Origin of the sequence: Brachybacterium timonense (assembly GCF_900258505.1) — a bacterium.
Classification (GTDB): domain Bacteria; phylum Actinomycetota; class Actinomycetes; order Actinomycetales; family Dermabacteraceae; genus Brachybacterium; species Brachybacterium timonense.
The window spans coordinates 2121551-2141735 of record NZ_LT984895.1 but is presented as its reverse complement, the minus strand read 5'-3'; the positions used below and the strand labels follow the sequence as shown (position 1 = coordinate 2141735).

The 20185-nt window shown below is 65.5% G+C and carries 17 protein-coding genes, 3 tRNA genes and 1 pseudogene; 10 read left to right on the top strand and 11 right to left on the bottom strand.

Features of this window, described 5'->3' with window-relative positions:
* Positions 1-172: 172 nt before the first annotated feature.
* Positions 173-532, bottom strand: a complete 360-nt coding sequence (locus tag C8271_RS09475) for an SDR family oxidoreductase (protein WP_212591340.1) — start codon at positions 530-532, stop codon at positions 173-175.
* A 289-nt stretch (positions 533-821) separates the two neighbouring features.
* Here C8271_RS09475 and C8271_RS09465 point away from each other — a divergent pair, with 289 nt between their 5' ends.
* Positions 822-1571 (top strand): ABC transporter permease, encoded by a 750-nt coding sequence (locus C8271_RS09465; protein WP_212591339.1) that lies wholly within the window; start codon positions 822-824, stop codon positions 1569-1571.
* Here C8271_RS09465 and C8271_RS09460 read toward each other — a convergent pair.
* Complete coding sequence (locus tag C8271_RS09460) at positions 1519-2175, bottom strand: Pr6Pr family membrane protein (RefSeq protein WP_138774551.1); 657 nt, start codon at positions 2173-2175, stop codon at positions 1519-1521. The two genes, C8271_RS09465 and C8271_RS09460, sit on opposite strands and share 53 nt — an antisense overlap.
* A gap of 45 nt (positions 2176-2220) precedes the next feature.
* On the opposite strand from C8271_RS09460, the pseudogene C8271_RS14190 reads away from it, so the two are divergent.
* A pseudogene (locus C8271_RS14190) lies at positions 2221-2577 on the top strand (pyridoxal-phosphate dependent enzyme); the annotation flags it as partial.
* A gap of 86 nt (positions 2578-2663) precedes the next feature.
* Positions 2664-3035 carry a pyridoxal-phosphate dependent enzyme gene (locus C8271_RS14185; RefSeq protein ID WP_245921076.1) on the top strand — a complete coding sequence of 124 codons (372 nt, stop codon included), beginning with the start codon at positions 2664-2666 and terminating at the stop codon, positions 3033-3035.
* Between the two features lie 13 nt (positions 3036-3048).
* On the opposite strand, the gene C8271_RS09450 is transcribed toward C8271_RS14185, so the two are convergent.
* Positions 3049-3124 (bottom strand) — tRNA-His (locus C8271_RS09450).
* Positions 3125-3289: 165 nt separating this feature from the next.
* Between C8271_RS09450 and C8271_RS09445 the strand changes: the two genes are divergently transcribed.
* Complete coding sequence (locus C8271_RS09445) at positions 3290-3646, top strand: thiamine-binding protein (protein ID WP_106507069.1); 357 nt, start codon at positions 3290-3292, stop codon at positions 3644-3646.
* 21 nt (positions 3647-3667) lie between these two features.
* Here C8271_RS09445 and orn read toward each other — a convergent pair whose 3' ends face one another.
* On the bottom strand, positions 3668-5575 hold the full coding sequence (orn, locus tag C8271_RS09440) for an oligoribonuclease (protein WP_342751944.1): 1908 nt from the start codon (positions 5573-5575) through the stop codon (positions 3668-3670).
* Between the two features lie 145 nt (positions 5576-5720).
* Positions 5721-7844 (bottom strand): oxidoreductase, encoded by a 2124-nt coding sequence (locus C8271_RS09435; protein ID WP_106507068.1) that lies wholly within the window; start codon positions 7842-7844, stop codon positions 5721-5723.
* On the opposite strand from C8271_RS09435, the gene C8271_RS09430 reads away from it, so the two are divergent.
* Positions 7741-8622 carry an HAD family hydrolase gene (locus tag C8271_RS09430; RefSeq protein ID WP_342751959.1) on the top strand — a complete coding sequence of 294 codons (882 nt, stop codon included), beginning with the start codon at positions 7741-7743 and terminating at the stop codon, positions 8620-8622. The genes C8271_RS09435 and C8271_RS09430 overlap by 104 nt on opposite strands.
* Here C8271_RS09430 and C8271_RS09425 read toward each other — a convergent pair.
* Positions 8584-8656, bottom strand: a tRNA-Arg gene (locus C8271_RS09425). The two genes, C8271_RS09430 and C8271_RS09425, sit on opposite strands and share 39 nt — an antisense overlap.
* A 347-nt stretch (positions 8657-9003) precedes the next feature.
* Between C8271_RS09425 and C8271_RS09420 the strand changes: the two genes are divergently transcribed.
* Entirely contained in the window at positions 9004-9630 is a 627-nt protein-coding gene (locus C8271_RS09420) for a superoxide dismutase (RefSeq protein WP_106507067.1), read from the top strand.
* A 354-nt stretch (positions 9631-9984) separates the two neighbouring features.
* Complete coding sequence (locus C8271_RS09415; RefSeq protein ID WP_106507066.1) at positions 9985-10488, top strand: single-stranded DNA-binding protein; 504 nt, start codon at positions 9985-9987, stop codon at positions 10486-10488.
* A 227-nt stretch (positions 10489-10715) separates the two neighbouring features.
* Here the strand turns inward: C8271_RS09415 and C8271_RS09410 are convergent, their stop codons facing one another.
* Positions 10716-11459, bottom strand: coding sequence for a PPA1309 family protein (locus C8271_RS09410; protein ID WP_106507065.1), 744 nt, complete (start codon positions 11457-11459; stop codon positions 10716-10718).
* A gap of 146 nt (positions 11460-11605) precedes the next feature.
* Between C8271_RS09410 and C8271_RS09405 the strand changes: the two genes are divergently transcribed.
* Positions 11606-14713, top strand: coding sequence for a UPF0182 family membrane protein (locus C8271_RS09405; protein ID WP_106507064.1), 3108 nt, complete (start codon positions 11606-11608; stop codon positions 14711-14713).
* A 221-nt stretch (positions 14714-14934) separates the two neighbouring features.
* Positions 14935-15008 (top strand) — tRNA-Met (locus C8271_RS09400).
* A 256-nt stretch (positions 15009-15264) separates the two neighbouring features.
* On the opposite strand, the gene C8271_RS14175 is transcribed toward C8271_RS09400, so the two are convergent.
* Together C8271_RS14175 and C8271_RS09390 are read right to left on the bottom strand one after the other, a co-directional pair.
* On the bottom strand, positions 15265-16104 hold the full coding sequence (locus C8271_RS14175) for a PKD domain-containing protein (RefSeq protein ID WP_245921075.1): 840 nt from the start codon (positions 16102-16104) through the stop codon (positions 15265-15267).
* 224 nt (positions 16105-16328) lie between these two features.
* On the bottom strand, positions 16329-16946 hold the full coding sequence (locus C8271_RS09390; RefSeq protein ID WP_138774550.1) for a DUF6318 family protein: 618 nt from the start codon (positions 16944-16946) through the stop codon (positions 16329-16331).
* Between the two features lie 425 nt (positions 16947-17371).
* Here C8271_RS09390 and C8271_RS09385 point away from each other — a divergent pair, with 425 nt between their 5' ends.
* A complete protein-coding gene (locus C8271_RS09385) occupies positions 17372-18016 on the top strand; it encodes an SGNH/GDSL hydrolase family protein (protein ID WP_106507062.1) in 645 nt (214 codons plus the stop codon).
* A 39-nt stretch (positions 18017-18055) separates the two neighbouring features.
* Here the strand turns inward: C8271_RS09385 and C8271_RS09380 are convergent, their stop codons facing one another.
* Complete coding sequence (locus C8271_RS09380; protein ID WP_138774549.1) at positions 18056-18850, bottom strand: calpain family cysteine peptidase; 795 nt, start codon at positions 18848-18850, stop codon at positions 18056-18058.
* Between the two features lie 99 nt (positions 18851-18949).
* The gene (locus C8271_RS09375; RefSeq protein WP_106507060.1) at positions 18950-20170 is read right to left on the bottom strand and encodes a pyrophosphate--fructose-6-phosphate 1-phosphotransferase; all 1221 of its coding nucleotides are present in this window, start codon (positions 20168-20170) and stop codon (positions 18950-18952) included.
* Positions 20171-20185: the final 15 nt, after the last annotated feature.

The following is a 20185-nucleotide window of genomic DNA, read 5'->3' as shown; positions in this document are numbered from 1 at the left end:
GCTACGCCCCCATCTGTGAAGAGCCGGGTTAGGCGGTCAGAGCGGGTAGGGAGCTCGTGGTGACCTCCCCGTCGCTCCCTCTACCCTTCCGCGAACTTGGTGCGAAGCGCATGTCAAACGTGCCGGATGACGTGCACTACGCACCAAGTTCGTAGGGGTGAGTGTGGGAACGTCAGCGGTAGACCATGCCGCCGTCGGTCAGGATCGCCTGGCCCGTGATGTAATCCGAACCAGGGCTTGCGAGGAAGGAGACGAGGTCCGCAACGTCCTCCGGAGTCTGCGGGCGATCCAGCGCGATGCCGCCGACGTACTTGTCGAACGTCTCGCCCTTCTCCGCGCCGGTCAGCTCAGCGAATCGGGCGTCGATCTCCTGCCACATGGAGGTACCAACGATGCCGGGGCAGTAGGCATTCACGGTGATGCCGCGCGAGGCGTACTCCTTGGCGGCGGCCTGCGTCAGCGCTCGCACCGCGAACTTGGTGGCCGATTCAGCGATCGGGTTCACCTGGGCGATTCCGGCGTTGTTGACCATGATGTCGAAGCCAGGGATCCCTTCCGCGTGATGTTCGGGCAGGGCGTTTCCTGCCCATCACCCGTGTGGCACTCACGCTGGGGGCCGTCAGGCCCTGCGCGGTGATGACCACGGATGCGCTGAGCTCAGCGATGTCGACACAGGGCGGATACTGGCCTCAATACGATCTGCAGCGGCCGCGGGAAGCGTTCATGGCGCGCGTCAGGCTCACGGTGTTGCTGTCCGATCACGTCTGTACAGCCCGCCTGGGTCCCGATGACGGCGCGCAGTGACACACGGAGGAAGCGAGATGGATGTCGAGCTGCTGATGCGCACCGGCGCCGTGGTGCTGTTTTTTGCGCTCACGGCGGTGGCACTGCTGCGGTGGCGCGGCGTCACGCTTGGCTGGGCGCCGCTGATCGCCCTGATGCGTGCTGCGGTGCAGCTGGCCGCAATCGCGCTGCTGCTGCGGGGCGTTGTCGCCTGGCCGTGGATGATCCTGCTGTTCATCGCCCTCATGCTCGCCACAGCGTCGCTTACCGCCGTCGGCCGCTTGCGGCAGCTGCAGAACGGGCCGCTGGCAGCGGTCACCGGCGTCGTTGCGAGCGGCCTGGTTGTCCCAGCGATTCTGCTTCTCACCGGCATCGTTTCGACACAGCCCACACAGATCATCGCGATCGTCGGCATCCTGATCGGCAACTCGATGTCGGCCTCCACACTCGCGGGCCGACGGTTCGGTGCGGCAGCGCAGGCTCGCAGTGGTGAGATCGAAGGATGGTGGGCGCTCGGCGCGCGCAGTGCAGTGGCGCATGACCAGATCGTGCGTGATGCGGTCCGGGAAGCGCTGGTGCCGAACCTCGATTCGACCCGCACGACGGGCCTGGTGACGCTGCCCGGTGCATTCGTGGGCGCGCTGTTCGGCGGCGCCTCACCGATCGAGGCGGGGCGCTTTCAGCTCGTGGTGCTTGGCGGCATCGTGCTCGCGCAGACCCTCACGGCGCTGATAGTCACCGCGATCCTGGCCCGCTCGACGCAATTGCCAGTGACTCCTGATCGCTGAGCACTGGCCCGACGGCGAGCCGACCAGCGCAGAAATGCAGCACGGTCGCGACCAGAAGGAACGCGAGCAGCACTACACCGAGGATCGGCAGCATCGCGGCCCAGCCGCCCAGCGACGGGTCCAGGAACGCATAGGGGTACCAACCCGTGAGACCGCCGCGGATCCACGTGAACGCCACGTACACGACCGGGTAGGCCAACCAGATCAGGATGCGGCGCGGGCCGGCGCGGTGTTGGCGCGGCGTCAGCACCCAGTCAGCCACTGCAGCAACGGGAGCCACACGGTGCAGCACGATCCCGGTCCAGCCGATGTCCCACCGCAGCAGCTCATCGACGGGCGCCACCACAAATGCATACACCAGACCTGTCATCGCCAGGTAGAACGTGACGGCGCCGCGGGCGGTCTCCAGCCACGCCGGGCGGCGCGCACCGAAGGCCGCTACCAGCACTGTGACCAGAACGAACGCGGCGTTCGACTGATTGGTGAAGAAGGAGACGTGGCGGGCCAGCTCGCCACGGTCGATCGACACCGTGGTGTCGGTGCTGATCGCAGCCGCCACAGCGATCGCCACCAGCAGCCGCAGCGTCATCGCGAGGATCCTCATCGGGCCATTGTGCCCGGTGAACGCACTGACTGACAGGATGAGGACATGAACACCCACGAGCCCCTGCCCGTCACGATCGACGATGTGCGCGCCGCAGTGAAGCGAGTGGCCGGACGAGTGCACCGCACACCGGTCCTGACCTCGCGCACGCTCGATAATGCAACCGGCGCCCGTGTGTTTTGCAAAGCGGAGAACCTGCAGCGCACCGGGGCGTTCAAAGTGCGCGGCGCATTCAATGCCATCGCGTCCCGCCCTGTGCAGGAGCGGGAGCGGGCAGTGGTGGTGTACTCCTCCGGGAACCATGCCCAGGCGGTCGCGCTTGCCGCCCGGGAGCTCGGGGTGCAGGCCACCGTGCTGATGCCGAAGGATGCGCCGAGGCTCAAACGGGAAGCCACCGCGGGGTACGGCGCGCGCGTGATCGACTTCGACCGCTACACCGAGTCCCGAGAGCAGCTCGCGCACTACGGCCAAGCATCCGGGTCATCGGCGTGGAGCCCGCGGCTGGCGATGACGCTCAACAGTCGCTTGCCGCGGGGCGCATCGTGCAGATCGACGCGCCGCACACAGTGGCCGACGGTGCACAGACCACGGCGCTCGGGCAACACACGTTCCCGGTGCTGCGCCGCGAGCTCGAGCAGATCGTGACCGTGACAGATGATGAGCTGCTGCACGCTTGCCGTTTCCTGCTGGAGCGGATGAAGACGCTGGTGGAACCCACCGGGGCGCTCGCTGCCGCGGCTGTGCTGACCGGCGCTGCCGACGCGGCGGGGCAACGGGTCGGGGTGATCCTCTCCGGCGGCAACACCAAACTCGCCCGGCTTGCTGCACTCCACCGCTTGAAAGAGAAAAACGCCCTGTGACCAGGGCGTTTATTGGGGTGATCGACGGGATTTGAACCCGCGACCGCCTGGACCACAACCAGGAGCTCTACCAGCTGAGCTACGACCACCATGTGTCGCGTGAAGCGAACGAACACCCACAATACCGCAGGGTCGAGTGCTGATGCCGCCTCAGAGGTGCGATTCCGATGTGAGTCTGCCCGCATTGTCGGCCGGGCGGTCCATCTGGACACCGATAGTGGCGCCGCGTGTCCACAAAGGAGCAAAGTGGAGGCATGATCATCGCTTTCTCTGTTCAACCCACCGGTGAGCCGTCCGACCCGACGATCGTGCGCGAGCTTGGTCCCGGCAGCGACAGTGCCAGCGTGCACGACGCCGTGGCGGCTGCGATCCGTGTGGTCCGCGCCAGCGGTTTGCAGCATCGCACCTCTTCCATGTTCACCGAAATCGAGGGGGAGTGGGATGAGGTGATGGACGTAGTGCGCCGCGCCACCGAGGAGGCAGGCCGGTACGGTTCGCGCACCTCACTCGTGCTGAAGGCCGACATCAGGCCCGGACGCACCGGTGAGATCGACGCGAAGATTGCGCGACTCGATGCCGCGCTTGAGCAGCACGAGCCGTCCGAGGCCTGACGCGAGGCGCCTCCGGAGTCCTCAGAACTCGTCGTCGAGCAGCCCGTCGCGCAGCGCGGCCGCCATGGTCGGCGTGACCGGGAGGCGCGGGATGATCGTGGCCTGGAACGCGTGGTAAATGTCCGGCTTGCCCGGCCAGGTCACGCCCTGCGGCTGATTGGTGGCACCGAGCTCGTGGAACCAGGAGCCGTCCTCGGCATCCAGCAGGTAGGCGGCGATGTACTCCCACCACTGCTGGTAGCGCTCGGCCCAGACGCGGTCGCCGGTCACCCGGTACATGACCGCCGCAGCGCCCACGGCCTCTGCAGCCACCCAGTGCATCCGCTCACGGGCCATCGGGGAGCCGTCCCAGTCGACGGTGTACACCCAGCCCGGCTCCCCATCGGCCCCGAAGGACTGCGCGGACTTCTCCATCAGTGCAGTCGCGGCCTCGAGCATCCACTCTGGTGCCTCACCGTCGAGCTGAATGAGCGCGGCGCGAGCATGCAGCACCAGGCGAGCCCACTCGATCCAGTGGCCGATGGTGGCCCCGTAGGGGCGGAACGGATGGTTCGGCTGGTCGCGGTTGTAGTCCAGCAGCGGGTTCCACTGCACATCGAAATGCTCCGGCAGTGCCCAGTCGTTGTTGCGGGCGAACTCGTCGATCGCACGGGTAGCGATACCGACGGCTCGGTCGAGCCACATGCGCTCACCCGTGACGTCGGCCGCTGCGAGCAGCGCCTCAACGGTGTGCATGTTCGCGTTGATGCCGCGATACTCCTCGCAGTCCGAGAAGGTGCGGTCATAGGTGTCCACGCTCATGCCGGTGGTTTCATCGAAGAACTTCTCATCGAGCACCTGGAGAGCTTCGTCGAGTAGCTCCTGTGCGCCGGGACGGCCCGCGGCGGTCGCGGAGGCGGCCGCGAGGACCACGAAGGCATGAGCGTAGGCCTGCTTCGTATCGTCGACCGGTTCGCCGTCGGCGACCGCGGCGAACCAGCCGCCGTACTCGGTGTCCTTGAACGCACCGGTCAGCGCAGCGACTCCATGATCGACGAAGCGGCCCAGATCCGGCCGACCCATCATGTGGCCCAGGGCGAAGCAATGGGTCATGCGGCAGGTGATCCACAGCTCCGCGGGGCGCGACAGATCACGTTCACCGGTGTCATCGAGCCAGGCGAAACCGGCGTCGTCGCGAGCGGAGGCCGCGCCGAAGCCGAGCAGTTCATCGCCCTCGCCCTCCAGCCACGTGGTATGGACACGGGTGTCGAGCCAGGTGCTCGGGGTGCTCGGGGCGGGGGGCACAGCGTTCTCCTCGTCTCGCAGTTCGAAGGCCTTCGACGCTTCCTGGGCCTGGGCGGTGGTCGGTCCCGGCTCGGCGCAGAACAGCACCGAGCGGTAGTACTTCAGCTCTTGGATGGACTCGCGGATGTCAGCGAGCGCACGGTGGCCACCGTGCTTGGCGGGAGTGTTGTAGTAGACCCGGGGGAACCAGCGTTTGGCGAGCTCCTTCAGACTGGAGACGTCGATCGTGCGGTACGAGAGCCAGTCGGCGAAGTCGGGCACGTCCCGGTCAAGAAAGGCGCGGTCGGTGCCGACGCTGTTGCCGGCCAGCGGCGCCTTGCCCGGCTCGGGGCAGTGCTCGCGGACATAGGCCAGGCACTTCTCCTGGGCCTCCTCCAGCGTCATGCCCCCATCGAGCTCCTGAAGAAGTCCGGAGGTCGTGTGCATGGTGCGGACGAAGTCATCCATCTGCTCGAGCGCTTCAGCGGGTGGGCGGATCACGACATCGACGCCGTCGCCCAGGATGTTGAGGTTCGCGTCGGTGACGAGAACGGCGATCTCGATCAGAGCATCACGCTGCTTGTCGAGCCCGGTCATCTCGCAATCGACCCAGATGATGCGGTCGGTGGTCGACTTCTTCGTATCTGCGCTGGTGCTGGTGCTCACCTGATCACTCTAGCCTTCCACACTGACCCGTCGGCCCAGCAGGCCCGTGCGTGCCCCATCGCGGGTGCACAGCTGGGCACGCCAGACGCGTGGCCGGGCGCCTGGCGTGCGGACGCCCGGCCAGTCTGTGTCTGGCGACTGTTGGTCAGTCGATCTTCATGGCCGCCTTGTAGGCGGACCACACAGCGGTTTTGACGTTACCGATCTCGTCGCAGTCACCGATGATGTGAGTGCGCTTGCGAGAGCGCTTCGCATCCAGAGGCTGCGGCGTGTACCCAACGGCGGAGATCACCGAATCGCACGGGATCGACACGGGGGTGCCGTCTGCCTGCGTACAGATCACGGTGCCGTCCTCAATACGCTGCACCTGAGTCTCCAGATGCACCGGCACCTTGTGCAGCGCGAAGTAATCGCGCAGGTAGGAGGAGTTCGCCAGGCAGATGCCCTCCTGGGCGATCAGATCGTGCTTCATCTCCACGATCACCGGCTCCTTGCCCTTGTGATGATGCAGGTCGTACGCAAGCTCGCAGCCGGTCACGCCGCCGCCGAGCACCACGACCTTCTGGCCGACGTCCGCCTTTCCGTGCAGGAAGTCGATCGCGTCGATCGCGTGATCGAATCCCGGGATCGGCAGTTTCTTCGCGGTGGAACCGGTGGCGATCACCACGTGGTCATCGCCGCTGGCGATCTGGGTGCCGTCCGTGAGCACAAGAGCTCCGTCCTTGCCGGGCAGCACCGGGGTGTTCAGGTGCACGTCGACGTTCAGGCGTTCCATCTCGCGGGTGAACCAGTTCAGCAACGACCCCATCGGGGCTTTGGACTCTTCCTTCGCCGACGCTGCCACGACCCCGCCCAGGTGATCACTCGACTCGTAGATCACGGGGGTGTGACCGCGCTCGGTGAGCACGCGGGCACATTCCATACCGGCGATGCCACCACCGACGATGACTACGCGCTTCGCGGACGAGGTCTTCTTGATGTAGTGGCGGTTCTTCTGCATGGTCTCGGCATTAACCGCGCAGCGCGAGAGGTTCAGTGAATCGCCGAGGGACTGAACATTCGGCACACCCTTCCAGCTGGCCATGTTGAAGCAGCCCAAATGGCAGTAGATGCAGGGGCGCACATCCTCGGGCTTATCAGCGATGAGCTTGGCAAACCATGCGGGATCAGCCAGGAAGCTGCGGGCGAAGCCGACGGCATCGATGCGGCCGGCGGCAACAGAGTCGGCGCCCACGTACGGGTCCATGCGGCCCGCGCACACCACTGGAATGTCCACGAACTTTCGGATGTGCTCCACATCGGCCAGGTTGCAGTTCTCGGGCATGTAGATCGGCGGGTGGGCCCAGTACCAGGCGTCGTAGGTGCCGTTGTCGCAGTTGAGCATGTCGTAGCCGGCGTCCTGCAGGATCCTGGCGGCTTTCTCGGATTCCTCGAGCGTGCGACCTGCTTCGGTGAACTCTTCGCCGGGCAGGGCCCCTTCGTTGAAGCCCTTCGTCTTGCTGGTCACCGAATAGCGCAGGGAGACAGGGAATTCCTTCCCGCAGCGAGCCTTGATGGCTTTGACGATGTCGGTGGCGAAGCGCAGCCGGTTCTCGAGGCTGCCGCCGTACTGGTCGGTGCGGTGGTTCGTGTATGGCATTGCGAACTGGTCCAGCAGATAGCCCTCATGCACCGCGTGGATCTCGACGCCGTCTACGCCGGCTTCCTGCAGAAGCGCGGATGTTTCAGCGAACGAGTCGATGAACTCTTGGATCTCCTCTAGGGTCATCTCGCGGGAGCTGACCTTATCCGACCACCGGTTCGGGGTGGGGCTGGGGGCAGCCATCACCTTGTCGATGTCCAGGATGGGCTTGGCTACCTTCTTCAGCGCGGGGTTCATCGCGATTTTCTCCATCATCTCGCTGATGGCGAAGGAGCGGCCGAATCCGGCGGTGAGCTGTACGAACAGTTTTGCACCAGTGCGGTGCAGCTGCGGCATCCACTCGGCGAGATCGCGGTACATCTTCTTGTTGCGGTGCAGCCACTGTCCGCCGATCGGGTTGTAGATGGCTTGACAGCCGGGTAGCACTAGGCCGACTTCGTTCTCCGCGACGGTGCGCATGAAATCTGCGCCGGCTTGATCGAAGTGGTTCTTCTCCATCCACCCGAACAGGTTTGTTCCACCCATGGAGGTGAGAACCACCCGGTTCTTGATCTCGACGTTTCCGATTTTCCATGGGGTGAGTAAGGGGTCAAGGTCGGCGCGGGTACGGTCACCGGTGTTCAGCATCGAAGTCTCCTGTGGCGGCGGTGCATATCGCTGTCACCAGCCTACGGACACAATGGCCAGGCCGCCTGCGCCATCGGTCCCGACGATCGAGGCTGGCGGTGCAGGGCATGGCAGGATCCCCGGTATGCGGAGCATCATCTGGGACTTCGGAGGGACCCTGTTCGACACCTACCCTGATCTTGACCGCGCATTGTGCCGTACGGTCTTCGCCGACGACGCACCGGAGCATCTGCTCGAGGTCGGTCGCCTGACCCGTGTTTCCACCGGGCATGCGGTTCGCGAGTTGTCCCGTCGGTTCGGCGTGGCTGAGCAGGAATTGCGGCAGGCCCAGGCCGACGTGAAAGACGCCTGGATGAGTGAGCCCGCGCCACTGATGGAAGGCGCCTGCGAGGTGATGCACGCGGTGCATACAGCAGGCGGACTGAACCTGGTGGCCACGCACCGTGATCGCGCGAGCGCCGAACAGTTGCTGCAGGCGCGCGGCGTGCACGTCGATGACATGGTCTGCGCCCCGGATGGTTTCCCGCGCAAGCCGGATCCGACGATGCATCGAGAGCTGCTTCGCCGCCACGGCCTTGAACCGGAGGGCGTTGGAGCGGTGGGGGACCGCCCGGCCGATGCTCAGGCCGCAACCGGCGCCGGCGTGCGCCCCTTCCTGCTGCTCAGTCCCGGTATCGAACTGCGCGCCGACGGGGCAGAACCCATCCAATCACTGTGCGAGATTCTGACATGGCTCGGGCGCCCCCAGCAGGACTCGAACCTGCAACCTACGGATTAGAAGGCCGTTGCTCTATCCATTGAGCTATGGAGGCTCGGCGCGGGGGATCATGAGGACCACCAGTCCGAGTGCGCCGGAGGACAGTTTAGCGAGCAACACCCAGTGCACGTGGGTGCGGACTCGACCGATGTGCCTGTGCCCTCCATTGGCCCATCGTCGGCACGTCTCACCCTACGTTAGCTCTGTTATCAAGTGGTGCCGGTCGTGAGTGGGGCCGGTGTTGCTCAGAGCATGCGCTTTCACCAGCATCAGCGCCATCGTCGGCACCGACCTGCCGGCCCGTCCACGCATGGGAAGTGTCGCCTATCCCCGATCAATGCAAGGATGGGAGGCGAGGCATCCGCCCTGGCGGGTGCACCACCGACCCTGAGGAGGATCGACATGGCTGAGTACACCCTTCCCGATCTGGACTACGACTACGGCGCGCTCGCGCCCCATATCTCCGGCCAGATCATGGAGCTGCACCACTCCAAGCACCACGCTACCTACGTCAAGGGTGCGAACACTGCACTGGAGAAGCTCGCAGCAGCTCGTGAGGCGCAGGACTTCGGCACCGTCAACCAGCTGTCGAAGGATCTCGCCTTCAACCTGGGTGGCCACACCAACCACTCCATCTTCTGGAAGAACCTCTCGCCTGAGGGCGGCGACAAGCCGACCGGCGAGCTGGCGGCCGCGATCGACGAGTACTTCGGTTCCTTCGACGCGTTCCGCGCCCACTTCACCGCTGCTGCGCTGGGCATCCAGGGCTCCGGCTGGGCCGTGCTCGCCTACGAGCCCGCGGGTGGCAACCTCGTGATCGAGCAGTTCTACGACCAGCAGAACGGTGTGCCCGTGGCCACTGTGCCGCTGTTCCAGCTCGACATGTGGGAGCACGCCTTCTACCTCGACTACCAGAACGTCAAGGCGGACTACGTCAAGGCGATCTGGAACATCGTGAACTGGGCTGACGTGCAGAAGCGCTTCGAGAACGCCCGCAGCAACGCCTCGGGCCTGGTCACCCCGGCCTGATCATGCAGCGTAGAGCCGTGCTGAGTATTCGCTGAGCACAGCGCGCTGAGTCAGAAGCAAGCGGCCGTCCCGCCAGGGGCGGCCGCTGTGCTGTCATCCGGCGCATGTGTTACCTGCTCGGTGGCCTCCTTCGGGGCTCTTCCTTCCCTGAGCGTGCTCACCTCCCCGGACCGCTTCTGTCTCCCCAGCGTGGTTCCGCGCCGCGCCCGTCCCCTGCCCGTCCCCTGTTCCTCCCCATGCGCGCTTGTCCACGAATCTCGTCGCGTCCTTCTGGGCGGCGTGCTCGCTCGGGAACAGTGAGGGGACCGGCGAGTGCCGGAGCCGGAGAGTCCGGCCGACACGGAAGGAACGATCATGCGAGACATCCGCACCACCGTCATGGGGAACGCCACGGCCGACGCCGACGTGATCCAGCGCAGCGACGGCACCACCTCCGCCAAGGTGCGCATTGCCGTCACCTCGCGCTACTACGACTCTGATAAGGATGACTACACCGACCGCAAGACTGAGTTCATCACTGTGTGGGCGCGTCGCGCGCTCGCCCGCAACGTGTTGCGGTCCGTGAAGAAGGGGCAACCGCTCATCGTCACCGGGCGTTTGAGCTCTCAGGAGTGGACCGACGACTCTGGCACGCAGCGTTTCAACCTCTCGATCAACGCCGACGCCATCGGTCATGACCTCACTTTCGGCACGACGAACTTCGTGAAGTCACTGCGCCAGGTCGACACCCCGGACATCGACGAGCAGACCGGCGAAATCATCAAACCCGGTCACGAGAACACGGACGGTGTCGACTTCGCGATCTCTCGCGAGGATGCCGACAGCGTGGTCGATGACCGCGATCCTGTGGTGGCCTGAGGCGCCCGGGGCGCGCGACTGCGAAGCTGTTCGAGTGGCGGTACGTGGCCATCTCGTGAGGGCCGCCCGACAGTTCACCTGGAGGGCGGCTCTCGGGGCTGCCAATTGTGCTGGTGCGCTGGGCCCGTAGCCATCGCACCTGGAGGGTGGCGGCCGGGGCCTCCACCAGGTGCTCACTTCTCGTGGCCCACGAGCTGTTCCAGTCAGGGCGGCCGCCGCTGGTGTGGTCAGGTGGCCTGCTCGACCCCGTCAGCGGCGACGCTATCGGCGAGCGCCGCGGTCAACTCAGGCATCAGGGCGGGCCCCATGAACTGTTCGCCCTGGCCCGGGCCGTCGGCGTGACTCTGGGGCTGCAGTGCGGTCCAGGTGGTTCCGTCGGCAAGAGAGGCGATGATCACCCGGAGTCGGCCCGTACCCAGACGTGACCGCAGAGCATCGACATCGGTGCTGATACCGGGCGTCGACGCTGTGCTCGACGTGGCAGGCGCGGCGTTGTCGGCGGGGATCGACCAATGGTCGGCGGCCAGGTCGCACACCATCGCGCCGCCGCTGGAAGGCTGCGGCCACGCGACCTGCTCCAAGGCCTGCAGCGGGTCCGTCGGTGCCGATGCTCCCGAGGCAGCGGTGCTTTCTGGCTCGAGCTCGACAGAGGTGAGGTGATGGGGATCGGATGCCAGCATCATCGCGGCGTCCTCGCCGAGTACAGAGGCGAGAGCCGGCTGGGCTTCCAGCATCTGTGCGGTGCTCACCAGCGCGAAGAATCGCGGAGGCGCACTGACGGAAGCCGCCGACCCAGCGAGGGAGTCCTCGACATGGCGAGCGATCTCCAATACGGCCGCGGCAAGACCGGCGGTTGTCGGATCGAGCTCAGCGTCAGCGCCAGATGCGCTGATAGCGCCGTGCCGCGGAGCCGAGGCATCGCCGACGGGAGTCTGGGACGCGCGAACGTTATCGGACGGTTGCTCCTGCATGGGGGTCCTTCCCGGGTCACCCTGACACAATGGGGGAGTCGCCGCCGATGGCGGAGGACTCCAACTTACCCGCCCCGGCGCACCCGATGCCGCCACCGTGGCCGTGCATCACAGAGAACGCCGCTTGACATCACCGAGGTCCGTCCGTGAGCTTCACCTCCCCGTTCGGGGGCAATTCCGCCCCACGGCCCCGCCCCCGACCACAGAAGGACGGAGCCAGCGGGGAGCGGCCTCGAGTGACGCCGCTGGGCATCACCGCGATCGTGCTCGGTGCGGTCGCGATCACCCTGGTGCTTGCTTCCGAAATCTGGACGAAGTACCTGTGGTTCGAACAGCTCGGCTTCACCGATGTGCTGCTGACCCGCTGGGTGACGCAGGGCATCCTGTTCGTGATCGGTTTCGCGCTGTTCGCTGTGCCGCTGTACCTGAGTCTGCGTCACGCCTACCGGTCCCGCCCGGTCTATCCGCCGATCACCCGCGAGCAGGAAGCCCTTGAGCAGTTTCGGGCCGCCGTGGATCCGCTGCGTCGCGGCCTGACCGTCATCGCGCCGCTACTGATCGGAGGATTCGGCGGACTCGCCGCTGCACGCCGCTGGCAAGAGGCGCAGCTGTTTGTCCACCCGCAGACGTTCGGTACTGAGGACCCCGTTTTCGGACGGGACATCTCCTTCTACGTCTTCCAGCTGCCGATCATCGACGATGCGATCGCGTTTACGCAGTTCGTGTTTCTGGTCGCCCTCGTCGGCGCGCTGATCGGGCACTTCGTGTACGGGGGTGTGGCCTGGGGGCAGGAGAGCGGGCTGGAGGTGACACGTGGTGCTCGTCAGCATCTGGGCATCCTCGCAGCCGGGTACGTGCTGCTTTTGGGAGTGGGGCACTGGTTCCATCGCTACAGCCTGCTCAACGAGCGGCACAGCCGGTTTGATGGCGCTTCGTACACCGACATCAACGCCATCCTCCCGGCGCAGACCATCCTCGCCATCTCCGGGATGATCGTGGCCGCCCTCTTCATCGTCTGGGTGGTCCGGGCCGACTGGCGCATCCCCGCGATCGGCGCCGGTCTCATGCTGCTGTCGACCCTCGTGGTGGGCAACGCATACCCGTGGGTCATCCAGCAGTTCCGCGTCGGCCCGAACGAACGCGCCCTCGAACAGCCCTATATCCAGCGAAACATCGATGCCACCCGTGCCGCATTCGGTCTCAACGACGTGCGCGAAGTGCCCTACGCCGCGACCACCGACGCCGAGCCCGGTGCGCTGCGCTCCGATGCAGACACCACCGCACAGATTCGCCTGATGGATCCGGCCGTGGTCAGCCCAACCTTCGAACAGCGTGAGGCGAACCGTCGGTACTGGGGCTTTGACAGTGTGCTGTCCGTCGACCGCTACGAGATCGACGGGCAGATGCAGGACACCGTGATCGGGGTGCGTGAACTGCGCCCGGATAAGTTCGACCTCGTGAACCAGCCGTGGGTCAACCGGCACATCGTGTACACCCACGGCTACGGGACCGCAGCCGCTCACGGCAACCGGCGCAATGCCGACGGTGAACCCGGGTTCCTGCAGTCGGGCGTGCCGGGCAGCGGCGCGCTGGGCTCCTACGAGGAACGGATCTACTTCGGCCGCCACTCTCCGCAGTATTCCATCGTCGGCGCCCCGGATGGCGCTAACCCTGAGGAGTTTGACTACCAGACCGGGACAGGCGAGGACGGTGACGCCGGAGCCCAGGTCAACACGACCTTCGACGGCGATGGTGGCCCCGACGTCGGCAACCCCTTCAACCGCCTGCTATATGCGATCAAGTTCCGTGATCCCAACATCGTGATCTCGAACTATGTGAACTCCGAGTCGCAGATCCTGTATGACCGCGACCCGCAGCAGCGTGTACGTGAGGTCGCTCCGTTCCTGTCGCTGGACTCGCAGATCTACCCGGCCGTGGTGGACGAGAAACTGGTGTGGGTCGTGGACGGTTTCACCTCCACAGACCGCTACCCGTACTCCCGCACCGCTGACATGAACCAGGTAGTGACTGACTCCCAGACGAAGGCCGGTGATGCGGCGAACCACCGCGTTGCCCAGGCGAACTATCTGCGCAACGGGGTGAAGGCCACCGTCGATGCGTTCGATGGCTCGGTCACGCTGTACGCCTGGGACACCGAGGACCCGATCCTCGCTGCATGGCAAGAGGTGTTCCCGCAGGCGCTGAAGCCTGCATCGGAGATCTCCAGCGAGCTCATGAGTCACCTGCGATACCCGGCAGACCTGTTCAAGGCGCAGCGCGAGATGCTCGCGACCTATCACGTGACCGATGCTGATGAGTTCTTCGGGCAGCAGGACTTCTGGCAGGTGCCGCCCGATCCGCGCCTGTCAGCATCCCGCAACGCTGATGGCACAACGCAGCAGCAGCCCCCGCAGCCGCCGATGTACCTCACGATGCAGGTGCCGGGAATGGATGATCCGCGGTTCACGCTGTCCTCCAGCTTCATTCCGGCGCAGGGACAGAACGTACTTACCGGTTTCCTGGCTGTGGACTCCGAGACGGGGAATGAGGCGGGCAATCCGGCGAAGAACTACGGGCAGCTCTCGTTGCTCGTGCTACCGGCGTCGAACCCCGTGAACGGACCCGGCCAGGTGCAGGCGACCTTCAACTCCGAGCCGAATGTGTCGCGGGCACTGAACCTGCTGAAGTCCGGCAACTCCGAGGTGATCAACGGCAACCTGCTCACACTGCCGGTGGGTGGTGGCCTGTTGTACGTCCAGCCGGTGTACCTGCAGTCCTCGGCGACAGGTGGCGGTACCCAGTACCCGCTCTTGCAGATGGTGCTGGTCTCCTTCGGCGAGAAGATCGGCTTCGCGCCGACGCTGGATCAAGCCCTCGACGAGGTCTTCGGAGGTGACTCCGGTGCGGCTGCAGGTGATGCCGCGGTGCCCGACACCGGTGGACAGTCGGGGTCCGCAGACACGGAGACCGGCGAAGCCGATGTGTCCGACGAAGGCGAGGCGAAGACGCCTGAGGATGAGCAACCCGCTGACCCGGGAGCGGGAGCGCAGGGCAGCCCGCAGGCGCGGCTCGACCAGGCGCTGAAGGACATGGACGCCGCCGTGAAGGATGGCGAGAAGGCGATGTCTGAGGGCGACTGGGCTGCCTATGGTGAAGCGCAAGAACGCGTGTCCGATGCTCTGAACCGGGCGGTCCAGGCGAACAAGGAACTTGGCGGTAGTGTCCCGGCCCCATCGGACGGCGGGGAAGGCTGACGCTTATCGCTCCAGCACCGCTGGCGCGGACATGCGGCGGTGTCGCCCGACATGCCGCGTCGGGCGGCGCCCGTTCCGCGCTGCGCGGCAGCTCGATGACTGACGCACAGGGCTCTGCGGATTCGACGCATGGTGAACGTGCCGTGAACGTGTGTTGTCCCACGTTCGAGCCTGCTGCGCTGGACCGCCTGGGGTAGACGTCCTAGAGTGGACGACGTCGCCGCGGGGTGGAGCAGTTCGGTAGCTCGCCGGGCTCATAACCCGGAGGTCGTAGGTTCAAATCCTGCCCCCGCCACGAATGTCCTGAGTCGCAACATCGTTGACAGACGGTGTCGCGGCTCAGGTTTTTTTGCGTGGGTTCACTGACGGGCCGGAGTCCGGTCTCCTGGTGGGTGTGTTGTGGGTTCGGGGGTTATAGGCCAGATTGTGTGTATGGATCCGGCTAGTTCTCGGCCTTGACCTGGGGGTTTAGGGGTGTTGACATGCTTTGGAAGCATGTTGGGTGTCGCCTCCTGGTAATCGGCCTCGGTGTCGTGTATGTGATNTCATCTCTAGCTTCTCTTTTTTTTTTTAGTGATACGGCGGCCCCGGAGGTCTCCCCGGGGTGGTGCGTCGGCCGCGTCGGATGTGTATAAGGGGCAGGGTTTGTGGGGGTTGGTCAGGCGGCTGGTGAGGCTTGCGGAGTAGAGGGGGACGGGGTCGCTGGTGATGGTGATGGTGCCGTCGATGTCTTGCCAGGGCCCGCCGTCAACGGAGAACTGTCCCGCGAACGTGGTGGTGAGCGTGATGTCGTACCAGCCTTCGTACCGGTAGGTGGAGGTGACCTCTTCGGAGGGGAAGGGTTTGCCGGGTTTGGTGGTGGTGATGGTGTTCCCGTCTCCGAGGTCCCAGTGGTATTCGATGGGGATCGCCCTGATCTGCACCGGGGTACCCAGCAGTGTCGTTGCGAGGGTTTGCTCGGCCGGGTTGGTGTGGAGGACGTTGACCATGTTCACCGGTAGCCACCCATCGGGTGGCCCGGCAGTGGCCTCCAGCGGCTGGACGGGGAGGGTGGCGAAGTCTTCGCGGGTGACGGTGATGACCACCGGTGGCGCCCCCGGGATGGCTGCGGTACCGGGGCTGCCGAGGGTGATGCAGCGGTGGCCGAGGTCTGTTCTGGTGCCGTCTGCGAGCGTGATCCGGGTGCCGCGTTGGGTGATCTTGTTCGGGTCAGCTGTACCGCGCTGTCGTGGTTGGTTGATCAGCAGACCGTCCTCACCCTGCCCATGCAGAGGCGGGACATACGCGGCTTCGCACGAGTTCTTCGGGACCGTGCACGACCACTGATCGGCGCCCGGTGCCCCGCACTCGTAACGGACCCCGCCCTCGGGCCGCTGCCAGATCGTCCGCACCGTCGGAGCTGATCTGGTCGATCCGCGCTGTCTTCCTGATCCGGGACGCCCCGAGTTTCCCCCTTCTTCAATGCGTTCTCGGTTCTCCTCGAGCGTTGTAGTAAATCCGTCCTTTCCAGACCCGCCTGCGTGAGCAGCGGGAAAGTGTGAAGCGGATAGAGAGAATGCAAGGAGGAATATGGTGACCGATGTTAGGAGGAAGCTTGGTGTGGCAGGCATTCTATTCATGTGACGTCCTTCGACTCGGAGATCATCTCATCGACCTTCCATGAGTCGGCGAGCCATACCATCCCCCCGATAGTGTTCGTCTCGACCTTCCGAGAGGCACCTTGGCTTTCGTAGGTCAGAGTGTAGATGTATCCGACCTCGTGGTCGAAGGTGTTGCTTTCGTGTATGGCCGTTCCGGTTTCATCGAAACCCTTCGTGGACCAATAGGATGATTCGGATGAGATCGCTTTCACCTCGTCTATCAGTGAAGCGCATTTCGAACAGTTATCTGTGCTGAGTTCCGACAAGGTTTGCGTATCCCCGGTCTGGTGCGCCCAGATGAGGACCGCGATGTAGTACTTGAAGGCTTGTTCGGCGCCTTCGGGGGTGTTCTGGTCCATGCCGGGATAGTCAGCGGGATCGGGCGCGGGGATGCTGGCGGCAAGGTCTTCCCCGCCACTGTCGCCACCTGCGTCGCTTGCTGCGGTGTTGTCTGCCCCGCCGTTGTCGCTGGCGCCGCCGTTGTCGCTGCTGGTGCTGAGGTCGGGCATGGTGCCGTCGAGGCCGTTGTCGGGCGGCTCATCGCCACCACAGGCAGACAGGGCAAGCATGAGTGCGGCGGATGCGGCGAACACGCGTGCGCCACGGCGCTGCCTCCCTGAGTGGGCAGGCGCGGCACCGGCCAGTAGGCCAGCGGAGGCGGCGGGCGCGGCGCCAGACAGTGCACCCGCAGGGCCAGCCAGCATCGCCTCGGGTGAGAGAGCAGCGTGATCGCTGTGCTTGGCGTGATGGGGCGTGATGTGAACGGTGCGGCGCTGCATGCGGGGACCTCGACTCATCCGGGCTCGGGGACACCAGAACGGTAGACAGCCCCGCCCAGCCCATGCCACGGGACCGCCGAAGATGTGGATAACCGTCGGCCAGGCGGGAAGCTGGCGTGTCCCGAGCGGCGGAGCGCGGTTGGCAGTGCTCCCACGCCCTCCACAGGTGTCATGGCGAGTGCACCAGGCCAGGGGGCCAGTGCGTGGCCCGCGCCGACACAGCGTGAGAGAATCACTTCATGACTGAGCAGCCGCGCCTCGCGCGCACGTTTGTGTTCCTGGGCGATTCCGTGACCGACTGTGGGCGACAGCAGGATGAAGCTCATCTGGGTTTCGGCTACGTCCGGCTCATCGCCGAGCATTTCGCCGCGCACGAGCCAGCATCCCGCGTGCTCAATCGCGGCGTGAGCGGGGAGCGTACGAAGGATCTCCGAGCCCGATTCGACACCGATTGCCTTGACCTGGACCCCGACGTCATCACGATCTACATCGGCGTGAACGACACCTGGCGCCGCTACGACCGAAACGACCCCACGAGCGACGCGGATTTCGAGGCCGACTATCGATACATGCTCGACCAGCTCTCCGCCACACGACCAAGCGCACCCGTGCTGATGGTCGTACCGTTCGTCGCCGACGTCGACCAGGAGAAAGCACGATTCCACGAGGATCTTGACGGCAAGGTCGCCGTGATCCGCGCACTAGCGCACGAGTTCCAGCACCCTGTTGTGGACCTCGAAGCTGTTCTCGACCAGGCGTGGCGTGATGGCCACACCCCGGAGACGATCGCCCAGGACGGCATTCACCCGACGATGGCCGGCCATCGCCTGATTGCCGATGCCTGGCTCAAAGCCTTCGCGACCGTGGAGCACACCAGCCGCTGACGCCTACGCCGGCACACATGACGCGGACCGATGCTGAGCCTAGCTCCGCAGCGGTTCCGTCACATCCACGCTCAGCACACCCCGGCGGAACGCTGTTCGTGCCACAGAGAGCACCTCGCCCGGCCGCACCGGATTGCGCAGCAGGAACACGTCAGCATGCGGATCGGCGCCCACCAGCGCATAGACATGGTTCGCCGCAAGAACGCGCCGCGCGCCATTATCCATCCAGCCGTGCGCGAGGAACGTGCTCGCGGGATGTGTTGATGCGGTCATGGCCCGATGCTGTGAAGCCCAGGTCTGCACCTGTTCTGGCGTCGGCAAACGCAGCAGTGTGCGCGAGGCGCGGCCTACGAGAATCCCGAAGCCGAAGCGGGCAAAACCCCGCTGCAGCATCCGGTAGCCGCCTGCCACATGGTCGGCGATTGCCGCCTCCAGCACGGCCGGCCAGCCCGGCGGACCGCTCTCCTGCCGTGCCCCGATCAGCCGTCCCGTCGCATCGCGAGGGAAGGACCGGGCGACCCGGATCTGCTCCGGGACTCCGGGCAGCTGCACAAGCACAGCATCGCCCGCAGCAGTGGTGAGCATCGCGGCGATGCGCTCAGGCGCCACCTCGTGCAGCGCGAGCATCGGCGCCATCACCCAACAGTTGCCCCAGCGCCCCTGCTGAGGACGAGGACGCAGCGTCCAGGCGGTCGTGTCGGCCCGCAGAGTGTGCCGTGCGGGCAGGCCCTCAATGCCCAGGGCAGCAGCCACCGAGCTGCGCCACGCCGCGGCGGCCACCGCGGCTTCTGCCCGTCGGCGCCAGGTACGGGGCGCTCGAAGCCCTGCTGGCACGGTGCGAGGGTCCGCGCACGACGGGGGTGTCGTACGCGGACCCTCTGCGGCAGTGTCCATCGGTCAGCCGACGGGGCGATTCACCGTTGCGGCGATCGGTCAGTGATCAGCGGCCGGGGTGACCGTCTGCCCCACGCGCTCCATCACCTTCTGGAACCACGGCTGGGAGATATCGAAGGCCTTGTGGCCGGCGATGCGCTCGAACTCGATCGCACGCAGGCGATCGCCCTGCTCCTCGTCGTGGCCGATCACGCCGGTGCCGCCCTCGAGCGCCACCTGCACAGCGAGGTCCGTCATCGACTTGATCAGGCGCAGGTCTTCGGCGTTCGCCTTCGCGGAGCGGGAGAAGTACCCGGACTTCTGCACCATGACCTTCTCCGCGCCGAGCTTTTCCGCGAACTGCTTCGCGAACCACTGGCCGGGGTTGATCGTGTCCAGCTTGACGTGGCCGAAGGGATCCTTCTCGGGGGACTCTCCGCGCGACTCCATCTCCGCGATGATCTCCGGGATACCGGCACCCTCGGACAGGAAGATGTTCACGCAGCCGGTCTCGTCCATGACGGTCTTCAGGCGTGCGGCCTCCGCCTCGATGTCCAGCGCCATCTCCGGCAGGAACACGGCGTGCACGTCCCAGCGATCGGCGGTGTGGCCGATGGACGGCAGCCAGGTCTGCTGGGCGTGCCACTGCTGGTAGTACTCGGCGGCCTGTGCGGTCAGGTACCCGCAGGCGCGGCCCATGATCTCGTGGATGATGAGCATCCGCGGATTCGAGCCGTTCTCGGCGATGATGTTCTGCGCGAAGATGCTGGTCTGCTCGGCCGCGCTCATGGCGCCGAGCGACTGGCGGATCGGCACGATGTCGTTGTCGATCGTCTTGGGCAGGCCCACCACGTGCAGCTCGTAGTCGTTCTCGTGCAGGAATGCCGCGAGGTCCGCGGCGGTGGTGTTGGTGTCGTCACCGCCGATGGTGTGCAGAACGTCGACGCCGTCGGCCTTGAGCTGATCAGCGGCGACCTCCAGTGCGTTCTGGCCCTCCTGGATCAGGCCGCGCTCGACCAGGTTCTTCGTGTTGGTGAGCTTCACCCGGGAGTTGCCGATGGGGGAGCCGCCGTAGTTGTGCAGCACACCGGCGTTCGCGCGCACCTCGTCGTCCACCACGATCTTCTCGCCGCGCAGCAGACCCCAGTAGCCGTGCTTGTACGCGATGATCTCGACCTCGGGCACGAGCTCGTTGTACCGCTCGATGAGGCCGCCAACAGCGGAGGAGAGGCAGGGGGCGTAGCCACCGGCGGTGAGCAGAGCGACGCGCTTGACGGTCATGGGGTATGTCCCTTC

Excerpts from the sequence above, each read along its gene's own strand:
- C8271_RS09415 (WP_106507066.1), top strand. The coding sequence starts at position 9,985 with ATGCGAGACATCCGCACCACCGTCATGGGGAACGCCACGGCCGACGCC.
- C8271_RS09375 (WP_106507060.1), bottom strand. The coding sequence starts at position 20,170 with ATGACCGTCAAGCGCGTCGCTCTGCTCACCGCCGGTGGCTACGCCCCC.
- C8271_RS09430 (WP_342751959.1), top strand. The coding sequence starts at position 7,741 with ATGGAGGTGAGAACCACCCGGTTCTTGATCTCGACGTTTCCGATTTTC.
- C8271_RS09465 (WP_212591339.1), top strand. The coding sequence starts at position 822 with ATGGATGTCGAGCTGCTGATGCGCACCGGCGCCGTGGTGCTGTTTTTT.
- C8271_RS09420 (WP_106507067.1), top strand. The coding sequence starts at position 9,004 with ATGGCTGAGTACACCCTTCCCGATCTGGACTACGACTACGGCGCGCTC.
- C8271_RS09435 (WP_106507068.1), bottom strand. The coding sequence starts at position 7,844 with ATGCTGAACACCGGTGACCGTACCCGCGCCGACCTTGACCCCTTACTC.
- C8271_RS09445 (WP_106507069.1), top strand. The coding sequence starts at position 3,290 with ATGATCATCGCTTTCTCTGTTCAACCCACCGGTGAGCCGTCCGACCCG.
- C8271_RS09385 (WP_106507062.1), top strand. The coding sequence starts at position 17,372 with ATGACTGAGCAGCCGCGCCTCGCGCGCACGTTTGTGTTCCTGGGCGAT.
- C8271_RS09410 (WP_106507065.1), bottom strand. The coding sequence starts at position 11,459 with ATGCAGGAGCAACCGTCCGATAACGTTCGCGCGTCCCAGACTCCCGTC.
- C8271_RS09460 (WP_138774551.1), bottom strand. The coding sequence starts at position 2,175 with ATGAGGATCCTCGCGATGACGCTGCGGCTGCTGGTGGCGATCGCTGTG.
- C8271_RS09475 (WP_212591340.1), bottom strand. The coding sequence starts at position 532 with ATGGTCAACAACGCCGGAATCGCCCAGGTGAACCCGATCGCTGAATCG.